The 20,831-nt window shown below is 46.0% G+C and carries 14 protein-coding genes and 3 pseudogenes; 3 read left to right on the top strand and 14 right to left on the bottom strand.

Features of this window, described 5'->3' with window-relative positions; translation table 11 throughout:
- Positions 1 to 36: 36 nt before the first annotated feature.
- From CS022_RS05525 to torR, 14 genes and pseudogenes are all read right to left on the bottom strand, one after another.
- Positions 37 to 765, bottom strand: a complete 729-nt coding sequence (locus tag CS022_RS05525; RefSeq protein ID WP_129121457.1) for a glutamine amidotransferase-related protein — start codon at positions 763 to 765, stop codon at positions 37 to 39.
- Between the two features lie 34 nt (positions 766 to 799).
- Positions 800 to 1,959, bottom strand: a pseudogene (locus CS022_RS05520) (iron-containing alcohol dehydrogenase).
- A pseudogene (locus tag CS022_RS05515) lies at positions 1,956 to 3,352 on the bottom strand (aldehyde dehydrogenase family protein). Before CS022_RS05515 ends, CS022_RS05520 begins: the two co-directional pseudogenes overlap by 4 nt.
- A 9-nt stretch (positions 3,353 to 3,361) precedes the next feature.
- Positions 3,362 to 4,729: a glutamine synthetase family protein gene (locus CS022_RS05510; RefSeq protein ID WP_129121528.1), complete on the bottom strand. Its 1,368-nt coding sequence runs from the start codon at positions 4,727 to 4,729 to the stop codon at positions 3,362 to 3,364.
- Between the two features lie 366 nt (positions 4,730 to 5,095).
- On the bottom strand, positions 5,096 to 6,064 hold the full coding sequence (locus tag CS022_RS05505; RefSeq protein ID WP_129121456.1) for a LysR family transcriptional regulator: 969 nt from the start codon (positions 6,062 to 6,064) through the stop codon (positions 5,096 to 5,098).
- Positions 6,065 to 6,321: 257 nt separating this feature from the next.
- A complete protein-coding gene (locus CS022_RS05500) occupies positions 6,322 to 8,124 on the bottom strand; it encodes a hypothetical protein (protein ID WP_129121455.1) in 1,803 nt (600 codons plus the stop codon).
- 59 nt (positions 8,125 to 8,183) lie between these two features.
- Entirely contained in the window at positions 8,184 to 9,314 is a 1,131-nt protein-coding gene (locus CS022_RS05495; protein ID WP_129121454.1) for a hypothetical protein, read from the bottom strand.
- Positions 9,315 to 10,137: 823 nt separating this feature from the next.
- Positions 10,138 to 10,893, bottom strand: a complete 756-nt coding sequence (gene vctC / locus CS022_RS05490; protein ID WP_129121453.1) for an iron chelate ABC transporter ATP-binding protein VctC — start codon at positions 10,891 to 10,893, stop codon at positions 10,138 to 10,140.
- Between the two features lie 9 nt (positions 10,894 to 10,902).
- Positions 10,903 to 11,853 carry an iron chelate uptake ABC transporter family permease subunit gene (locus CS022_RS05485; protein ID WP_129121452.1) on the bottom strand — a complete coding sequence of 317 codons (951 nt, stop codon included), beginning with the start codon at positions 11,851 to 11,853 and terminating at the stop codon, positions 10,903 to 10,905.
- Complete coding sequence (gene vctD / locus CS022_RS05480) at positions 11,843 to 12,781, bottom strand: iron chelate uptake ABC transporter permease subunit VctD (RefSeq protein ID WP_129121451.1); 939 nt, start codon at positions 12,779 to 12,781, stop codon at positions 11,843 to 11,845. Before vctD ends, CS022_RS05485 begins: the two co-directional genes overlap by 11 nt.
- A 29-nt stretch (positions 12,782 to 12,810) precedes the next feature.
- Positions 12,811 to 13,707 carry a siderophore ABC transporter substrate-binding protein gene (locus tag CS022_RS05475; RefSeq protein WP_129121450.1) on the bottom strand — a complete coding sequence of 299 codons (897 nt, stop codon included), beginning with the start codon at positions 13,705 to 13,707 and terminating at the stop codon, positions 12,811 to 12,813.
- 468 nt (positions 13,708 to 14,175) lie between these two features.
- A complete protein-coding gene (locus tag CS022_RS05470; protein WP_129121449.1) occupies positions 14,176 to 14,556 on the bottom strand; it encodes a hypothetical protein in 381 nt (126 codons plus the stop codon).
- Positions 14,557 to 14,649: 93 nt separating this feature from the next.
- Positions 14,650 to 15,120, bottom strand: coding sequence for a DUF2947 domain-containing protein (locus tag CS022_RS05465; protein WP_129121448.1), 471 nt, complete (start codon positions 15,118 to 15,120; stop codon positions 14,650 to 14,652).
- 42 nt (positions 15,121 to 15,162) lie between these two features.
- Positions 15,163 to 15,872: pseudogene (gene torR / locus CS022_RS05460) on the bottom strand (two-component system response regulator TorR).
- A 373-nt stretch (positions 15,873 to 16,245) separates the two neighbouring features.
- Between torR and torC the strand changes: the two are divergent.
- The 3 genes from torC (at position 16,246) to torD (ending at position 20,795) form a co-directional block, all read left to right on the top strand.
- On the top strand, positions 16,246 to 17,409 hold the full coding sequence (torC, locus tag CS022_RS05455) for a pentaheme c-type cytochrome TorC (protein ID WP_129121527.1): 1,164 nt from the start codon (positions 16,246 to 16,248) through the stop codon (positions 17,407 to 17,409).
- 85 nt (positions 17,410 to 17,494) lie between these two features.
- Positions 17,495 to 20,026: a trimethylamine-N-oxide reductase TorA gene (gene torA, locus CS022_RS05450; RefSeq protein ID WP_129121447.1), complete on the top strand. Its 2,532-nt coding sequence runs from the start codon at positions 17,495 to 17,497 to the stop codon at positions 20,024 to 20,026.
- 121 nt (positions 20,027 to 20,147) lie between these two features.
- Positions 20,148 to 20,795, top strand: a complete 648-nt coding sequence (gene torD / locus CS022_RS05445; protein ID WP_129121446.1) for a molecular chaperone TorD — start codon at positions 20,148 to 20,150, stop codon at positions 20,793 to 20,795.
- The last annotated feature ends 36 nt before the right edge of the window (positions 20,796 to 20,831 follow it).

The following is a 20,831-nucleotide window of genomic DNA, read 5'->3' as shown; positions in this document are numbered from 1 at the left end:
TACGACCTTCCTTAGTGTTTAGTGAGACTGTCTCTCTCAGTGGTGACCTTGGGCCTTTTTTAAAAACGCCAAAATCCATTTTGTGACAGCGTCACTATCAATATTGTTTGTGAGTGAAACTTTCCCTGCCTGAATAACATCAGCAGGGATCGAATCTTTTCGGCGCTCCATCAGCGCAGCCGAATACGCAGGGCTGAACTCGGGGTGTCCTTGCACAGCCAAGAACGTATCAGCGACATGAAACATAGCAACAGGACAAAAGTCATTGCCAAAGAGGACTACTGCATTCTCCGGTACTTCAATAACCTGATCCTGATGACTGACAACCAACGAGTATGTGTCGGGCGAGGTGCCATCGTTCAACCAATCAAACGGGTGAGAAGATTTTCTTTCGACCTGAATAACGCCGACGCCCCACCCCTTTTCTGATTTCACCACCTCTCCACCCAGCGCTTTTGCCATCATTTGATGACCAAAACAAATGCCTGCGGCAGGCTTATTTGCAGCAAAGAGCTGCCAAACAAAGGTTTCGAAGGTATGAATCCAGTCAATATCATCATTCACACCAAACTTACTGCCAGAGATAATGTAAGCATCACAATCATCAATAGTCGATGGGTATTGCCCCTCCATGACCCGATATGTCACCAGCTCAACTGACGGCTCCAGCCGGGTCAACAAAGCGCTGAACATCTCAGGATAGTTTTGGTGGGTAACCTGAAGCTCAGGTGCCACATCGTCACAAAGCAACAAGCCTATTCGCATGTTGATTCCCCCGCTATTTCATCGGTTAGCCGCATCAGTTAAGTCCATTGCCGTGAAGCGCGTTGAGATACAATTGTTGATATTGCGCCGCAGAGAGTTGAACCGGGTTCCCTCCTGCCGACGGATCAAGCACGGCCATCTGACCGATCTTTACCGCATCCTGATCTGAAAGACCGATGTCCCCGAGTGTGTGAGGAATATTCAGTTCATTTCTGATGTCCAGAATCCACGTAAGTACTGCATCGGTACCGCTTTCGCCAAAGCCTAAATAACGGCTTAGCCTTAACATTTTATCTTCGATATGTTCTCGGTTACTGGCGACAACGTACGGCATCAAAATGGCATTCAGGAGCCCATGATGTTTGTCATACAACGCGCCCAGTGAGTGCGCCAATGCGTGCATAGCACCCAATCCTTTCTGGAAAGCCGTCGCCCCCATGCTGGATGCCACCAGCATTTGCATTCTGGCCATTTTGTCCCCGCCATCGGCATATGCGTGGGCAGGCACTCCTTCACCAAACGTATCCCCTCTAAGGCAATGCCCTCGGCCATCGGGTGATAGCCGGGCGCGCACAATGCTTCAAAGCTGTGTGACAACGCATCCATACCTGTTGCGGCAGTGATATGAGGAGGTAAGCCCACTGTGACATCAGGATCCAAAATGACCTGTTTGGGTAACATCAGCGGGTGAAAGATGATTTTTTTCTGCCGTGCATCCTCATCGGTGATAACGGACGCCCTGCCAACCTCTGAGCCTGTTCCCGCCGTGGTAGGGATCGCGATAACTGGAGCGATATACTCAGCAATTGCTTTGGTCCAGTTATCTCCAACATCCTCGAACGCCCAAAGCGACTCTGTCTGCCCGGCAATCAGCGCAATGGCTTTCGCACAGTCCAGTGCAGACCCTCCGCCAAAAGCGATAATGCCGTCGTGATTGCCTGATTTATAAGCGTCTACGCCCAGTTGGACGTTTTCCCCCGTTGGGTTGCCCTTAACGTGGCTGAAGACACCGAGCGCAAGGCCTGCTTGCTGACAAAACGTAATTAACTGCTGACAAACTGGGAGCGCCATAATACCGGGATCAGTCACCAGTAATGGGTGTTGAATTCCCAAAGACTCACACGATGTTGCCACGGTCTCGATGGCTCCCTCACCAGCCGTCATCGAAGTTGGGTAATTCCAACGAGTGATCATGCGTCACCTCCGGGCTTTTTAATATGGTAGGACTTGGGACGGGTTAACATGTCGAAACCCACCTTTGACAAAGTACAACCACGTCCTGAATTTTTGATACCCACCCACGCAAGGCCGGGGTCAAGGTAATCACAGCGATTGAGGAACACTGTGCCCGCCTCAACTTTGTCAGCAAGCGCCTCGCCTACTTGCTGATCTTGTGTAAAAATCGCAGCAGTCAGACCAAATTCACTGTCGTTCATCAGCGTAATCGCTTCGTCATCATCAGAGACGGACATCACACCAAGCACAGGGCCAAAAGACTCCTCATGCATCACGCGCATTTGATGATTAACATTGGTCAAAAGTTGTGGAGCCAGATAGGGAGTGCCTGGCTTATGCAGCGGAAAGTGGCTGGCATCAATCAACGCCTTGGCCCCTTCTCTGATCGCCTCTTCAACCTGTCCTCGAACAAAATCAGCAGCACCCGTTTTAACAAGTGGGCCCATTGTTGTCGCCGGATCATCCGGCTGCCGAGTTGATAATCCTTGATGAGGGCTGCACACTTTTCTACGACCTCATCATGAACACTGTGGTGTACATAGAGGCGCTCGATACCACAGCATGACTGTCCTGAATTGAAGAAAGCGCCGTCGACCACGGTCTCAACAGCAGCAGCAATATCTGCATCAGCACGGATGTAAGCGGGATCTTTCCCCCCTAACTCAAGGCCTGCACTGATGAATCGTCCCGCCGCCGCTTTTTCTACCATCGCCCCACCCGGCACCGAGCCAGTAAACGCAACATGCTTGACTTCAGGGCTCTGAATCACCTTTTCAGTGTCAGCGTGGCTTAAATGAAGATATTGAAAGACACCCTCAGGCAATCCCGCTTTTTCGAACGCTTCAAACAAGCGCTCAGCGCACAAGGGGGTTTGGGCCGAGTGTTTCAAAATTACCGTGTTGCCGGCGAGCAATGCGGGAATAATGGCATTAATCGCCGTCAAATACGGATAATTCCATGGAGCAATAATAAAAACCACACCGAGAGGAACACGCTTTATATAACGGTCAAAACCCGCTTTTTCTTCCAACACAATCGGTGCAAGCGCTTCATCGGCAATGGAAATCATGTGCCTCGCTCGTTCCTCCACCCCATTGACTTCTCCACCCGTGTAAGCGATCGGTCTCCCCATCATCCAACTGATTTCCTCAGCAATAGCCTCTTTGTTATCGACAAAGTGATCAATGGCATGAGAACAAAAGGTTTTTCGGGCAGAAAGCGGCAATGCCTGCCAGTAGTTCCGGGCTTTATCCGCACGCTCAATACACACTGCAATTTCATTTTCTGACGCTAATGGTCGTTCGACATATATGCGGCCATCAACGGGTGACACTGTTCGAATGCTATCCATGTTCCCGCCCTAAATGATTTCGAAATACCGATCCAGTTCCCAGTCAGTGACGTGCTTACGAAACTCTCGTTCCTCCCATTCTCTAGAGGCTGCGAAGTGTTCAACAAAGGCATCACCGAACAAGCCCCTTGCCGCATCAGACTGTTTGAAAGACTGAGCAGCGTCCCACAAGGTGCTTGGCAGCTGAAGTTCTTCTGGATGTTCCTGCTCGTAGGCATTGCCTTTAACCTGCGCCGTTGGCTCTAAGCTATTTTCAATACCGTAAAGCCCGGACGCCAATGCGGCAGCGAGCGCCAAATAAGGGTTGGCATCGGCTGCACCTAAACGGTATTCCACCCGCTGTGATTTCTCCGAGCCCGGTATTAAGCGCAATGATGCCGTGCGGTTCTCAACACCCCATGTTGCCGTGGTGGGTGCCCAAAAGCCGGGCACCATTCTGGAATAGCTGTTAATGGTAGGAGCAATCATACAAAGGACGTCAGACATCAAATGCTGCTGTCCTGCAATAAAATGACGCTGGGTATCGCTCATGTTCAGTGGTTGAGTCGGGTCATAAAACGCCGAAGTACCATCTTTGTTTTGAAGGGAGATATGAATGTGCCCACTTTGACCGGGATAGTCATTGGTCCATTTGGCCATGAAAGTCGCCATCATTTCGTTTTTTTGCGCCAGTACTTTCATGTAGGTTTTAAACAGTGCCGCCTTGTCTGCCGCGTTGATTGCGCTATCGACAGCGATAGCCGCTTCAATAACGCCGGGCCCGGTCTCTGAGTGAATACCTTCGATGGGAAAGTCCATCGTCTCGGCCATCGACAGAATCGCTTTGTACAGCCCGGAATAAGTCGAATTGCGGATCATCGAGTAACCGAACCAATCTGGGGTTATTGGCTTGATGTTTCTGAAGCCTTTTTCTCTTATCGAGTGAGGCGTTTCATCAAAAATAAAGAACTCATATTCGAGTGCCGCGGATGCATCAAAGCCCATGTCTTCGGCTTTTTGCAGCACCCTTCTCAGGGTCGCTCGGGGGCAGACAGTTTCAGCCTCACCGGAAAACTCGGCGATAAAAAGAAGCATTCCGTCTTCGTCCAATACTTCTCTGCACGTTTCAGGAAGTATTCGGACAGGCGCATCGGGGTATCCCGTATGCCACCCCGTAAACTTGGTATTGTCATAAAGTTGATCTTTAACATCCCAGCCAAGTACCACATCGCAGAACGCAAAACCTTTATCCAGCGACGAAAAGAACTTGGCCTTCGACATGTACTTGCCGCGCATCACGCCGTCATTATCAAACAAACCGACTTTTACGTGCGTTAAACCCCGCTCTTCAATAATTTGCTTTGCATCGGCAACACTTCTTACATCTCTCGCTTCCATATCTGATGTTTCCCCTTTTTTATTCGTTTTCGTCGAACACAAAGACAGAACAACATTGGCTGACATTAAGATTGAGCACACCGGATCAAGATCGGTGGTAAGCAAATACAGAGTTCAAGTAGTTCTCCGTGTGAAACAAACCGAAGAACGAACGACTGATCTTAAGATAGGTGGAGGCTTCAATAATTGGCCACAAGAATCGTACGTGCTAAGAGAACACTATCAGGATTCATAATAGTAGGGCAGCTGTCACATTATTAATTTTCAATAAGTTAAGTTATGCAAAGTACCAACCGGTCAACATTCAACCATGGGTGTTCGGGTGGCAATACACCTTTATCTGAGATTCATTTTGACAACGCACAGTCAGCTACCAATTTTGATGGCATCATAAATCCAAGGTAGCGCCTGCTTCACTTTTGGTAAGAAGTGGCGTTGGATAATGACTCTGCTGTCTTTGGCAAGGCGCTCAGGTAAGTCACCTAACTCATTTCTTCTTGCCACCAACGTCAAATAGCGAGAAAAGCCTTCACTATCAGGCAAAGGCAGACAGGTAAGTTTTTTATCAAATACATCGCCTTGCAGAAGGCAAAGCGGCGTCGTTATTGTCCAACCCAGACCATCTGCGACAGCCGATGTAATCGCAAATGTGTTGTCTAACGTCATCCTCGCAGCGATATCCAGACCTTGCTGACGTATGTAAGTTTCAATAGATTGGCCTATCACAGATTGAGAACTGTAACGAACAAAGTCGAGATGTGCTGACAGTTGTCTAAGGCTGGTTATATTTGGTATTTTCTCATGAAAAGTAGTCGGCACTAAAAGAACAAAAGGTTCTTTCAGTAATCGAAATCGTTGAAGATCATCATGACGCGGAAGTGCATCATCAGAAATAATGATATCCACCGTTCGGCTCAACAAGCCTTGCTGATGCAAGTGGGAAAAACCAGTGGTCATCATCCAGTTTTCAGTATGTGACTTTACTGAATCGATAATTGGCTTGCCGAGTGTCGATGCCATTGAGTCGACAATAGCGAGACGAACAAGATGCAGTTTGTCGAAACTGCCTTTGGTGATGACCTGCTGCGTTTTGTCAGCCTGTTTGAGCAGATAAACGGACTGATCGTAAAAATAACGCCCTGCTACCGTTAACTCGATAGGCCTAACGGTTCGATCTAAAAGCTCGACACCGAGGGAAGATTCCAGTTGAGACAAAATCTGAGAAACAGAAGACTGAGACAATTTAAGCTTTAGTGCTGCCTCGGTCATATTTCCGGTTTTCGCAGCCATAACAAACACATCTAGTGCTTTTAAATCAAAACTAAACTTTGCCATCCGTAGCGCTCGCGTCCATTGGGCGTGATGGGTGTTCACCGAAAAATTAATATTAGAAGAGCGAAAAATACTAATAAATCATTCAATAGTATGAATAATCGTATGTGGCTCTTTGTTGAGTCTTTTGTTTTTAGGATGAAAATATTAAGTGCGTTTTCATGATGAGCGCCCAGCGGAAGTCAGCAAAATGAAAAAAGGCAGGTTTTTACACCTGCCATTGCCTAGCCTGACGTTGTAATTATTTTTTGAAACTTATATCAACCATCGCTTGACCCGGAGAGTAGCTTTGCTATCCCGGGTTTCACTGGAATCAACTCTTCAAGCTTTTGTTGCATTCGCTCTTTTTGAGCACGGTTACTGAGAAGAACCTTGCCAAGAGCAACTTGCATGTTTTCGTCATTTTCGCTTTTCAACCGCTCATAGAATTTAATAACTTCATAAAATGAGGGTTCAACGCGGCGGTAATAACGTTCAGCAGCTGCGAAAACCATTGGACTTGTCTCTTTGAGTAGCAAATGCTCCACAGCTTGGGATTTTGCATTGGGGCGGTATAACGCACCTTCGACCGCAGCTAGCCTTTCCCTCGGCGTGTTGGCAGATAGAGACGATACAAAAGTTTCAGTAAACGCATCATTGTTTGCGTTTGCTGCGGCTTGTAAGGCAATGAAACGCTCGCGCGAATCGTCTTGCGTTTTTTCAAGGATTGACATGATTTCTTTAACGCCATCGGGCGCAATAAGAGACTGATTACGGGAAATATTGCCAATGTTGTACAGAGCGGTTTCAATTAATAGTGGCGCTTCCTGTTTATACATCACGCCATGCAAAGCATCGTAGGACACATGGGTTGCATCTTTGATCAAGGCGATGTTTACCATTCCTGCGGCACGATAGCGATCGGCGACTGATGCATCAAGGATAATTGACGCGAGATAGGTTTCTGATTCTGGTTGATTTGCTTCTTGCAATGCCATCAAAAGAGCTTGCTTGTTGAAAGGATCCAATGCTTCATCGGCCAGCAAGTCTTTGACTTCACTGATTGATTTGTTCGTAATAAGGTAACGTCCCAGCATTTCAGCCTCAGCCTGACTGAGTGTTTCAGTGACCTTATCAAGGAGTAGCAGCATTTCCTCATCATTCTCAGGCTCTTTCAAGTCACTACCAGCAAGCAGAATATCGATCGAGCGATTGGCATTTGCAATAAATAACCCCTGAGTAAAATCAGCACTCTCAGGATAAAACCGTTTCATCGTTAGTCGAATATGCTGTTCGATGCTGAGATCTTCACCATCATTCACGTTCGTAAATAGTGCCTGAATGGCAGATTTGGTGGCGACCCGTTCAATAAACTTGTCCTCTGATAAATCAGCCTGCCATGTTTCTGAATAGGCAACTTGTGGCGAATTTGCCGAATAGACAACTGAGGGACCATCTTGATAATCGATAAGCTCCCTCAATAGTTTTTTGTTATCCAAACGCTGATATGAATATTCAGTTTTCATTGTTGGCGTTGTCAGGATCAGTGGGGTTGTCTCGCTATGGTACGAAATAGCATTGAGGATATAAGGCAGCATGACCAAAGTGTGTTCTTTAGGTAACCCAAGTAAATCAAGGTTTTGGTAGACTTGGGGTTGTTCTAAGTCATAAAGAAAGCCCATCTGATCGACTTTATACGGGCCATTCGCCGTTTCCTGAATGAAGTTTCTCACCAATGCCTGCTTGGCAGTCCCGCTTTCAAAAGGGTGATTAAATACCAGTTCGAAACTCGCTTTAGTGCCAGATGAATTGCCGCCAGTTTCCTCAATATCTGAATTCGTCATCCCAACGTTTACATTGACAATGTATCCGAGAAACTCTGAGGTATTATTCTTCAAAAGGCTGTTCTGGTGGCTAGTTTTTTGCTGCGTGCCAATCACCTCAGATGTAGGGTTTGATAGCGCGTTTTCGGTCGCTGAGCCGTTATTTAGGCTGCCACCGTTGCCGCCCCAGAAGTCAGTCTGAATAAAAAACAGGCTAACAACAACGATCAATCCAACTGCGCTAATAATATATTTTCGCATGCTCTCATTCCTAAATAGTCTCGGCTATTCCGGGGCGCTTCCGCCCCGGATGGCATAAATTAAACAGAACTCTGACTAATCGAAGCGGTATTTTCCTTCGGATTAACCAACAGTTTGCCTTTTTCAAACTCGTCATAAAATGTATGACTAAATATAGGGAAACCAGACCAAGAAAATAACGTGGTACTTAATATGGTCCATGTCCAGGGAGGGTTACCCAACCACAGGCTCGCATAAGCCCGGCCACCGGCCGAAGACGCACCGATTTTCGCGGTTTTTCTGGTGTAATATTTATAGTTTTTGGGGTTTGCAGCACGAGTCAAACCAGCCTCCAGACGCACAGGAGCAGAAATATCTAGGAGATTAATTGATACACCCAGTGTGCCGCCAATCACCATGCCGGCCTTGAGTGCACCACCTAACGTTATTTTTCCGTCCGGAGTCAGAGAAATGTAGGTATATTCTGGAAAGCGAATACCAGCAACGTAAATGGGATGCGGAACCTTATTGAAGTACCCCATTTTTCCGCCACCGACTTCAACTTTAAAACCTGCAGACGCTCCGATATTAAAACTCACTTTAACTGGGCTAGGAGCCTGAGCAAGTTCCAACGCTTCACCAATACCGGTGGATATAGAGGCACCCACTTTTACGAAAATAGCATGCCCGTTATGGACACCATCACAACTTGTCCCCAGTGTTGCACTAATACCCCAGCTGACATCGTCACCGCCCCCGACACCGATACTGGTTGAGTGTGAGCCCCAGAGTGAGTTCCATATACCGCCAAAGTTTGAATCAGGGAAAAGTTTGCAGTGATTAAGGTTACTGTTACCACCGAGCAGGGTCCATAAGTTGCCGCCCGCATTCGATTCCTCAGGCGCGAGTGTTGAAATAACTTGAGTCTCGTAACCCCTGAAGCCCTTGCCTTTTATATATCCCCGGTTTGATGAGCTGTCATAAATATCTACCGCAGCAGAGTCATTCTTCTGAGGTAAATAACGGACAGAGGAAGAACCAGAGTTTGATGCCCGTGGTTGTAAATAGCCCAGTCCTGTAAAATGTGGATTGTGGTTATTTAGTTGAGAACCACTGTCATTTGAAAGCGTAAATGTTTGCGACACTGCTGATGAAGATAAAAAAAGTAGTGCACCAGCAACTAACGAAAATGGTGTTCTTTTCTTGCACATTGTAATGCTCCTTCAATTTGGATAGTGCAATTAATCAGATTTTGGTTTTGAAAATGTATTAAGGTATAAAAGACCTTATTGTTTATTTTTATCACCTCCTAGTCACAGTTTATTAATTCGAAAATTCATTCAAATTGAATTCTAAATTTCAAATAAAAAATATATATTTCCAAAAAAAAGTAAATTTATTCTTTCGGATTTATAACGGGAGGAGAGGTAATCGATAATGTCTATTATTATCAGCTACCGAAAATAACGAATGCGAAGTGTTGTCCGGAGAGTAGGACTTTTTGTATGAATAAGAAGAGTAAATTTTCATCATTAATGTAAACATAAACACATCCAAAAGAATAAATGCTAATTTTTTCAGCCAAGATAAATTCAGTTCAATGATGTCTTTATGTTTAAATCGCCCACCTTCTACTGTGGGTCTTTTGTGAGGCTCTGACCCCTCAACTGGTATGTAAACCGTAGCATAACCAAAATAGCCAGAAAGAAATTTATGTTACTGCTTACAGAATATGTGATTTGGCACTATCTATTTTTTGAACATCTGTACAATAAATCTTATTAACGAAACAAATTATTCATAAACAAATAAGTACCAGCCAATATATAAGTCATTGCTAAATATAAATTTTTGCGAAAACATATAAAATTATGTCTTTTAAGGAAAGGTTGATTTTCACTCAAGCAATGAAAAGTAAACATTTTCTTTTCACGGTATGTCATGGAAAAATCCTGACATATCTGAGAACGCAACTGGTAATGGGATGATACCAGTTACGTGTTTTTGAAGAGATATGAATCTATACAAAGACGCTCAATAATAAAGACACATGCGTTTACCGTTCATGTCAATTACGTTAAACGGCGTTTCGTAAATGCCTTCTAGCACAGAAGGTTCAATAACCTCTTCTACTCTGCCAGTAGCAGCAACTTTTCCTTTTTTCAGGGCGATTATTCTGTCGGCATAACAGGCCGCGAAATTAATATCATGAATAACCACGACAACCGCCTTGTCCATCTCATGCGCGAGTCGCTGTATGTTCTTCATGATTTGCAACGAGTGTTTTATGTCTAGGTTATTTAATGGCTCATCAAGGAAAACGTAATCGGTGTCTTGAGCAATAACCATCGCAATAAATGCAAGTTGCCTTTGACCACCACTGAGTTCGTCCAAGTATTTATCCTGTATATCGGTCAAATCAAGATAAGTAATTGCCTTTTCAATAACGCTTTTATCTTCAGCCGTTAGTCGCCCCCTCGAATAAGGAAAGCGGCCAAATGACACCATTTCTTTCACCGTAAAGCGCATAGTGATGGTGTTAGCCTGACGCAAAACCGCCAAACGTTTTGCCAACTCTTTGTTGTCCCATTCACTCAACTCTTTGCAGTCGATATGAACAGTTCCGTTATCACGCGACAAAAGGCGACTAGCCATCGACAAAACGGTACTCTTACCTGCGCCGTTGGGGCCGATAATCGCTGTGACTTTGCCTTTCGCAAACTCCGCGCTGATTTCATCAACGACTTTGTTTGTTCCATAGCTTTTGGTTAACTGAGCAAGTTTTATCATCTGTATTCTCTAAACCACTTTGTTTCGTAACAACATAGAGAGGAAATAAACACCACCGACAAAGTTGATCACCACATTTAACGTGGTATCAAAGTGTAGGATTTTCTCGACCACCCACTGACCGCTCAATAGCGCACAGATAGACATCAAGGAGCAGCCGAACAACAATATTTTATGTTGATACGTCGAAAACCATTCGCGCGTCAGGTTAGTCACTAGCAGGCCGAAAAACATGATTGGACCTATCAAGGCCGTCGAAATAGCAATCAGCAGAGCGGAAAAGATAAGTATCTTGCGATTGAAACGATCAACATCCACGCCGAGGCTGACAGCGTTATCACGATCCAACCAAAGTACATCAAGCACTGTGTGTTCCCGGAACAGCAAAAAGGCAGCAACCAGAAGAATAGGCGTACAAATATAAACCAACTCCATTTGAATGTTATTAAAGCTGGCGAAGAGCTTCCCTTGCAGAAAACTGAACTCGTTCGGGTCCATCACCATGGTGAAAAACGAGGAAATATTGCCAAACAACTGGCCAATAATCAGTCCTGCCAGCAAGAGCACAATCAAGTTTTTGCGTTTACCTTGGAAATAAAAGCCGAATAAAAAGACTGAGAACATCGCCATCACGACAATGGAAATCGTGAAGTTCAGATAGTGATTAATCGCAAATGCGCTCATACCACCAAAGAACATCACAATCGATGTCTGAGTCAGGACATACAAACTGTCAAAACCCATGATACTGGGTGTCAGAATCCGATTGTTGGTGATGGTCTGAAATACTAACGAAGCCTGAGCCACTGCAATACCTGCAAGAACCATAGCCAGCACTTTCGGTGTTCTTCTTGAGAGAAAGTACTCGTAGTTATTCGCATTGAGGCCAATAACAATAAAGAGTGCCGCTAACCCCAATGCAACCAAGCTAAGTATCAATAATTTTTGCTTATCTCTCACTTGGCTGACTCCGCATAATAAGGAACAGGAAGACAATACCGCCAAGAATGCTCAGCACCATAGAAATAGGAATTTCGTATGGGAAAATGATCAGACGGCTTAAAATGTCACAGCCAAGAACAAGCAATGCACCACAAATAATGGTCAAAGGAATGTTCTTTTTCAGGTTATCCCCAAAGAAGTGACTCACCAGGTTTGGTACGATCAGGCCGAGAAACGGCAGTTCACCGACAATCATCACTACAGATGCTGACAATACAGAGACAAGAATGACACCAATGGTCACTACCTGCTGGTAATTCAGGCCAAGATTGGTCGCGAAGTCTTTTCCAATGCCGACAGCAGAAATTCGCGTGGCGTAGAAATAAGTGAAGAAACCAATGGGAAGGGCGATATAAAGCAGCTCAAAGTCACCGGCGAGAATACTTGCAAAGTTTGCCACCGCCCAAGTCGACATGTTTTGCAGCACATCGAATTTGTAGGCGAAAAATGTCGATACAGACTGAACAACATTACCGAAAATAATGCCAATCAGCGGGATAAAGACGGCATTTTTAAACTGTATGCGTTGTACGAATTGGACAAACACTAACGTGCCGAGCATTGAACAACCAAAAATCAGCCAAAGGCCGTTGCCGTGACCCAATAAAACAAGACTGAGTACGTAACCGAGAACAGCACATTCAATGGTGCCGGAAGTGGAAGGCGCCGCGAAGCGGTTTTGACTGATTTGCTGCATGATAAGGCCGGCGATACTCAATGCAGAGCCAGCGAGCAGAATGGCAAATAGTCTAGGAAGTCTACTGGTGAACAACAAGTGAAGCGAACCGGGGTCGCCTGCCATTACTGACATAAACTCCAGTTCGCTAACGCCCACAAAAAGGGACGCAACACTCAGCACAACCAGTACAAGCAATAACTTTTTCAAAGTTTACTCCAGCTTGTATGGTGCTTGCCTTACAGGCCTACTGATTGCTTGATGTCTGTTACCATTTGCTCAGTTGCACGAACACCTGAGATAGACAGGTACCATGCCGTTGTATCTAGGTAAGACAGCTTGTTGTTTTTGTAAGCTTCAGTGGCTTTAACGAGGTCGTTGTCTAATGTTTCTTTCGCTTTGCCCTTACCCTTCATTTGATCACGGTCGATGATCAGCAGTGTTTCAGGGTTTGCTTCCTGAATGAACTCGAACGAAATCTGGTCGCCATGAGTCGATGTTTTCAGGTTTTTAACCGCTTCTTTGAAGCCAAAGTCTTTGTAGATAGCAGAGAAGCGTGACTCAGCACCAAAGGTAGATACTTTACCGCCTGAAGTCAGAACAGTCAGTGCGTTAGTGTTGCTTGCCTTGCCTTTGATTGCTTTGAAGTCTTTGTTCAGCTTTTCAATTTTGTCTTCAACAACATTTTCAGCTTCAAAGATTTTACCAAGGTTACGCCATTGTGCCTGAGTTGACTCCCAGTAGCTGCTGAATTCAGCGGCAAATACAACGGTCGGTGCGATTTTAGACAGCTCTTCGTATTGACCAGACGCGCGTGGGCCGATAACGATCAGATCAGGTTTTTGTGAGTAGATGCTTTCAAAATCAGGTTCAAAGAAAGACCCTGCAGTCATTTTCTCATCTGTTTTGTACTTAGCAAGATAGTCAGGGAATAAGCCAAATTTCGCTACTGCGACTGGCTCTACACCTAGGCTATCAACGGCATCTAGCGCGCCCAAACCGATAACAACAACGCGCTCTGGATTCGTTTCAACAGTGGTTTTACCCAGGCGGTGCTCAACAGTAACAGAGTGGGCCAAAGCGGGAAGAGACAAAAATGCAGACAGCGCGGCTGCCGTGCCAAGTACTTTATACATATCGCAAACCTTAATGAGAGTGGTTATCAAAATCGTTCGCAACTATACATAGTGATTTGGTCTTATTCAATAGAATATGATGTCGCTGTTAACATAAAAATCAGAGGTTTGTCGAAGATTTTTTGAAAAAGACAAACAAAGTGATCACTCGAACTCACGTCAGGATAATTTGTGAATTATTCGTTAATGTAGGTAATTTAAGACGGTGTGGTGCAAAAGGGTTTGGAGCCGCCGATTTTGGAACTGAGAGGGGTAAAAAGCCAGCGTTAATAGGCCAATACCAACGCTGGCTTTTTAAAGTTCTATTAAGAACGAGTAGGATATTAGCTATCAACAGTAGAGAATTCTGTGAAATATCACCAATAGTTGCCCATACCAGACAGAGATCAGCAAAATTTGCGATCAATCTTGTCTAAATTTCGCTCTCTGATAGCAAATTGTAGATACCACATTCGCCCACGCCCGTATTTATGTGCCTCTCAGCGCGCATTTTCTCGCTTCTATTCGCCAATTGAGAACAACTTTTTCCCTATCCTGCCCTCTACCCGCTCGTGAAAAGAGGAAGCGGTCGACAGTATGGTTGAATTCGTCAAAGTTCATCATCTCGAGATAGAGCACTCCGAGCCAACGGTAGGCAAATATGCGCTCAGGTCGGCTACCAATTACGGTATATTGCTGGAAAGTATCCAGCGCTTCAAAGTAGTGACAGTTGATGACTTTGTCGTGGGCGAGATCTAGCTCTTTCGAGATCGCCACATCAGACATTTCGTTTGGCACAAAATTTCTCAGTGTTGCCGGACTACAAGCAATAAGCAGGGCAAACAACACAATGACACGCGCACTCTTCATCTCATGACCTTCTGAGAGTCGAACAGCATCTCATCCTGAAACAAAAAAGCCGGGCTGCACATGCTAGCCCGGCTCAGTATCCTTTGCTGTGAGTTATGGGCGCTTACCCACTTTCACCTCGCCTGACTGTTCAAACATTGCCACTTCCTGTTTACGGCGACCCAGCAACAAAGGCTTATCGTCATAGAACAGAAAATTTTTCCAATACTTCTTAAACATAGCCCAACGCGTTTCAATAATGTTAGTTTTGTCATAACAGAAGTAGACGACAATATTGTCTTCCCACTGAAAATGCTCAATAAACTCTGGTGGTAAGTCAGCTTCATCTTCCCACGCAATCATCCAATTGACTTCTTCTTTCCACGTTGCATCTTTGTTCGCCCAATCTTCAGCACCAAAGTGATCAACAGTCGGACTTTTACGACTGACAAATTCAGTCCACAACTGAGAAGAACGTTGCGTTGACATGGGTTTTATTGCTTCTTTATCAGCCTCTTCAACTGGCATCGACTGATGGGTAAATATCCACTTTCGTTTGTATTCATCAAACGGAATATAGTTCATGAGTTCTCTCTGTTTATGCGCTGAAGCGTGCCCTACCCTTCCTTAATTGGCAAACAAATACCCTTCGCCATGGACGGTAATAAACAACTGCGGTTTTTTCGGTTCCAGCTCTATTTTGTTTCGAAGTCGCCGAATAAGTACATCAATGGTTCTATCGTTCGGCGCATCAACACGATGGCTGATCATTGCCAGTATACGTTCTCTGCTGAGTACCGTATTAGGGTGCTCAGTAAACGCAACCAGCATTTCATACTCAGCTTTGGTGAGCTTGACTGGCAGGCCATCTTTAACAAGGGAGCGACGCTTTGCGTCGAAGATACATTTTCCGAAACGCAGCAGGTGGTCTTCAACCGGGCTAGCCTGAGTTGTTACCTGCATTCTATGAGGGGTCGACATCCTCCACAACAGGTTTTTAACCCGAACCTGGAGTCGCGAAGTTCAAGAGGTTTAGAGACATAATCGTCAGCGCCCATTTCAAGGCCAACAATACGGTCGATAGAATCGGTTCTTGCTGTCACGAGGATGATGCCGATATTGCTGTGTCCACGAAGTTCACGCGTCAGTGTCAAACCGTCCTGATCAGGGAGATTAATGTCTAACAGTATCAAGTCCACGTTGTCTTGAGCGACTAACGCACGCATTTCAGCGGCATTTTCTGCTTGGCTAACCTGATAACCCATCTTTTCAAAGTACTTGCTGACCATGTTGCGGGTGACTGCCTCGTCATCCACTACCAGTATGTGGTGGTCCATTTCGCCGCCTGTTCATATTTGTTCAATTATCTGTGAAATCTTATCAACCGACCTCTCTAATAAATTGATTTGGATCATCATAAAGCCAGATTGGTCGCCACTTGATTAGCTTTCAGCCAATTATTACGTTCATTTCATGAACCCAGAAAAACACTTCCTTTTTATTTAATAACAGTATGTTATATGAAGCACTCAAGCTTGCCTCGTTAGTAAGAATCAATTCTGTTCATATCTCTTCATAAGTACGCCACAGCCATTAACAAGCACAGGTAACCATATTCACATCCACTCCCTAATATTGTCGGCATAAAGATAGCATTTCAGATTGCTGCGACCTGTGTCACGGCAGACAATTGACGGGTAAATCGTTTTGATTAAAAAACTCCTCGGGAAGCTCACAAAGCCAAGTGCCAAGTACTCTGTACTCGCGCTAATTTTGGTCGGCTCCGTTATCACCATTATCGGTACTATTACTGCGCACGAATCTCTGCATTTCTTTTCTCAGACCTCTTTCTGTACGTCGTGCCATACCATGCAGGGCAACTATGAAGAGTACAAAGAGTCCATCCACTTTAAAAACTCGATGGGTGTTCGCGCAGAGTGTGTTGACTGTCACCAGCCAAAAGATTTACCCGGCAAAATGCTGCGTAAGTTAGAAGCAGCCAAAGACCTGTACCACCACTTTATTACCAAGAAAGTCGATACCCCTGAGAAGTTCGAAGAGCACAGGTTGGAAATGGCACAAACTGTCTGGGCGCGAATGAAGCGTCAGAATTCGAAAACCTGTAAAAGCTGTCACTCCTATGAAGCGATGGATCATGACAAACAGTCAGTCAAAGCCCAGATGGAAATGAAAAAAGCCGCGGCTGATGACATGAACTGTATCGAGTGTCACAAGGGTATTGCTCACCAGCTGCCAAACATGGCAGGCGGTTTCCGTAAGAGCTTCCAAGAGCTTGAAGCGAAGGCAGTCGCAACGGCAGGGGCTACCAACCTGTTCTCTATCAGCGAGAAGGATATGTTCGCGACGGCAGATGCCAATGGCAAATCAGAAGGTAAGCTTCTGCCAGCATCGCAGGTGACTGTCATCGGCGAAGAAAATGACATGCTTAAAATTCGTCTGGACGGTTGGCTCGAAAAAGCCGGTAAAGGCCGAGTGTTGACTGAGTACATGGGTAAACGCGTGTTCAAAGCTACCATTCGTGGCGACATCAAAGCCTCAGAAAAATTACTTGAAGAACAGGAAGACCCAGCGACAAATATTGCATGGCAACACGTAAGTGTTGAAGCCTACATCACCAAAGATCACTTGATGGATGATATCCAACCTATCTGGACCTATGCAGAAGAGATGTTCGGTTCAACCTGTAATGCGTGTCACGCTGCACCAGCACCAGAACACTTTACAGCAAACGGCTGGATCTCAGGCCTCAAAGCAATGAGCTCTTACTATCGCCTGAGTAAAACAGAAGAGCGCACCCTGCTGAAATATCTTCAGAACCACGGTAGCGACACTGGCGGACAGGGTCACCACTAACCACTGAGACACCAGTGCTCTCTTTGCGCCGGGTCACACCGATGGCCCGGCAATCATGAATTCAAGTATGTAAGGTTTATTACTCATGGCGACAGAACTCAAAAATACTGGCATTACCCGCCGTCGCTTCCTGTCTGGCCTGTTCGCTGCCAGTGCCAGCGCAGCCATTGGCTCAAGCTTACTGGCCCCACGTAGTGTTCTCGCGGCAGAGAATGCAGCCAAAGCAACCCCGAATCTCGACATTCTCTCAGGCTCTCACTGGGGCGCTTTCCGTGCCAAAATCAAAGACGGTATTTGGGTAGATACTATTCCGTTTGAGAAAGACCCTCACCCTACCAGCATGCTTGCGGGTCTGCGTGAAACCGTTTATAACCCAGCCCGCGTGAAGTACCCAATGGTACGTATTGACTGGCTCAAACACGGTTTTAAGTCAGATACCACCCAGCGTGGTGACAACCGCTTCGTCCGCGTACCTTGGTCTCAGGCTCTCGATTTCTTCCATTATGAACTTGAGCGTGTTCAAACCACATATGGTCCAAGTGCGCTGTATGCCGGTCACACAGGCTGGCAGTCAGTCGGTAAACTCCATTCAGCAGGCACCATGATGATGCGTGCGGTCGGTCTGCACGGTACGTATCTGGCGAAAGCCGGTGACTATTCGACAGGTGCAGCTCAGGTCGTCTTACCCTATGTTGCGGGTGCCATGGAAGTATACGAGCAACAGACCTCCTGGCCTCTGGTTCTAGAACACACTGACACCATTGTGGTATGGGGTTCTGACCCAATCAAAAACCTGCAGGTTGGCTGGATGGTGCCTTGCCATTCTACCTATGGCTATTACCAACAGCTTGCCGAGAAAGTGAAAAACGGTGACATAAAAGTCATTCACGTTGATCCGGTGAAAAACGAGACCCAGAAATTTGTCGGTGGCGATCAGATTCCGGTTAACCCGCAGACTGACGTCCCTCTTATGATGGCGCTCGCACATACTCTATACACTGAAAAGCTGCACAACGAGCAGTTCCTTTCTGACTACACAACAGGTTTCGATAAGTTCTTGCCGTATTTGCTCGGTGAGAAAGACGGTATTGCCAAAACACCTGAGTGGGCAGAAAAGATTTGTGGTGTTGATGCCGAGACGATTCGCCAGATGGCACGTCAAATGGCATCAGGTCGTACACAAATCATCGGTGGCTGGTGCTTGCAGCGCATGCAGCACGGTGAACAATACGCGTGGATGCTGGTTGTACTGGCGGCAATGCTGGGTCAAATCGGCTTACCGGGTGGCGGTTACGGATTTGGCTGGCACTATAACGATGCAGGCACAGTAACCTCCAAAGGTCCACTGATGGCGGGTTTCAGCGGTGTAACGGGTGTCGACCCTATTCATAACCATAGCTATAACGGCTATTCCAGCTATATCCCTGTCGCCCGTTTTGTAGATTGTATTGAAAACCCGGGCCAGACAATCGACTGGAACGGCAAAAAAATAAAATTCCCGCACATGAAAATGGCGATTTTCTGCGGTAATAACCCATTCCATCATCATCAGGATCGCAATCGGATGATCAAGGCATGGCGTAAGCTGGAAACGGTTATCAGCGTCGAGCACCAATGGACAGCAAGTTGCCGTTTCTCTGATATCGTTTTGCCCGCAACCACAACGTATGAGCGTGATGACATCGAGCAATTCGGTAACCACTCGAATAAAGGTATCGTTGCCCTTCGTAAGATTGTCGACCCAATGTTTGAAGCAAAAGATGACTTCGATATTTTCCGTCAGCTTTGTACCCGCTTCGGACGAGAAGAAGCTTTCACTGGCGGCAAAACCAAAGCCGAGTGGGTCGAAGAAATATACAACGGTGCACTTCTGCAAGGACGTGGCGTTGGCGTTCGCATGCCGAAATTCAAAAAATTCTGGGATGGCGAAGGTTTTATTGAATTCCCGGAAGGCAGCCCGTGGGTCCGTCACGAGTCTTTCCGCAACGAACCGGATCTTGAACCACTGGGCACAGCGTCTGGTTTGATTGAGATTTACTGTAAAACCATCGCAGATATGGGCTACGACGACTGTCAGGGTCACCCAATGTGGTTTGAGAAAGCAGAACGTAGTCACGGCGGGCCAAAATCGCGTCAGTATCCGATTCACTTACAAAGCTGTCACCCGAAACACCGCCTGCACTCGCAGTTGTGTTCGTCTACCGAACACCGTGAAACCTATGCGGTAAATGGTCGTGAACCGATTTATATCAGCATTGAAGATGCAGCCGCACGCGGCATCAAGAGCGGCGATATCGTTCGTGTGTTCAATGACCGTGGTCAAGTGCTTGCAGGTGCCGTTGTCACAGATGAATACAAGTCAGGCGTTTGCCGTATTCATGAAGGTGCCTGGTACAGCCCGCTGGAAGGCGGTAAGCCGGGAACACTTTGTACGTATGGCGATCCAAACGTTCTGACGATGGACCAAGGTACGTCAAAGCTTGCTCAAGCAACATCTGCCCACACAGCGCTGGTAAACATCGAGAAATATAAAGGTACTGCGCCTGCAGCCACAGGTTTCAGTGGGCCGACAGAATTGCAAGATGTGAACCCTTTATTCCCAGCGATGGATTTATAAATAACAGCAAAGTAACACCAAACGGCATGAACTTCTGTGCTCATGCCCTTCTCACTTTTCTCACCTTTCACACCAGTCAACTTTGCTAGACTGACCGCAATAATAGACATCAGGAGCCCCTATGCAGGATTTTATTGCCATCAACGAACAACGCGCTGAATTTTATTGGTGGATGTCATCACTGTTTGCCAAAGAGCTGACAGAAGCTGACCTTCAAAACTATTTCGGCGGTGAAATGGGCAATTACTTTTCGAGTCTGGCAATGACTCCTGAACTCAGCCAGCCTGTCGCCAACTTTCGGGAATCACTGAGTAAGCTGAAAAAACGTCCGGATACGCAACTTGAATTGTCAGCGGATTTTTGTGGCCTTTTTCTAAGTACGCCTAAAACTGGCGCGCTCCCTTATGCATCTTTATTTTTATGCGACAGTGGCCTTTTAAATGAAAAGCCCGCTCAGGATATGGCGGCTTGGATGAAAAAGTTCGACATCGCACAACGCAAAGACTTCAATGAACCGAGCGATCATCTGGCCATTATTCTCGATTTTCTCGGTAACCTTATAATTCGTACCAACACAGAAAAAGATGAAGTCCAACAAGAAGCATTGATGCAGGAACAACTCACTTTCATCAATGATATGCTAACGAGCTGGCTAACACTCTTTCAGGCACTGGTCACCAAGCAGGATCCTTTTGGTTTTTACAGCGCGGCTGCAAAACTGCTGTCAGCTTTCGTTGTGCTCGATATCGCCTTTCTCAAAGGCGAATAAGGTCGGGCAACGCCGTCTCCTCTACAAAGCCTCAAA

The sequence above is a fragment of the Veronia nyctiphanis genome, assembly GCF_004116385.1.
In the GTDB taxonomy this organism is placed as follows: Bacteria; Pseudomonadota; Gammaproteobacteria; order Enterobacterales; family Vibrionaceae; genus Veronia; species Veronia nyctiphanis.
The sequence above is the reverse complement of the archived record's forward strand: the minus strand, read 5'-3'. Positions and strand labels throughout refer to the sequence as shown.

Coding starts and splice junctions, on each gene's coding strand:
- CS022_RS05525 (WP_129121457.1), bottom strand. CDS start 765: ATGCGAATAGGCTTGTTGCTTTGTGACGATGTGGCACCTGAGCTTCAG.
- CS022_RS05510 (WP_129121528.1), bottom strand. CDS start 4,729: ATGGAAGCGAGAGATGTAAGAAGTGTTGCCGATGCAAAGCAAATTATT.
- CS022_RS05505 (WP_129121456.1), bottom strand. CDS start 6,064: ATGGCAAAGTTTAGTTTTGATTTAAAAGCACTAGATGTGTTTGTTATG.
- CS022_RS05500 (WP_129121455.1), bottom strand. CDS start 8,124: ATGCGAAAATATATTATTAGCGCAGTTGGATTGATCGTTGTTGTTAGC.
- CS022_RS05495 (WP_129121454.1), bottom strand. CDS start 9,314: ATGTGCAAGAAAAGAACACCATTTTCGTTAGTTGCTGGTGCACTACTT.
- vctC (WP_129121453.1), bottom strand. CDS start 10,893: ATGATAAAACTTGCTCAGTTAACCAAAAGCTATGGAACAAACAAAGTC.
- CS022_RS05475 (WP_129121450.1), bottom strand. CDS start 13,707: ATGTATAAAGTACTTGGCACGGCAGCCGCGCTGTCTGCATTTTTGTCT.
- CS022_RS05470 (WP_129121449.1), bottom strand. CDS start 14,556: ATGAAGAGTGCGCGTGTCATTGTGTTGTTTGCCCTGCTTATTGCTTGT.
- CS022_RS05465 (WP_129121448.1), bottom strand. CDS start 15,120: ATGAACTATATTCCGTTTGATGAATACAAACGAAAGTGGATATTTACC.
- torA (WP_129121447.1), top strand. CDS start 17,495: ATGGCGACAGAACTCAAAAATACTGGCATTACCCGCCGTCGCTTCCTG.
- torD (WP_129121446.1), top strand. CDS start 20,148: ATGCAGGATTTTATTGCCATCAACGAACAACGCGCTGAATTTTATTGG.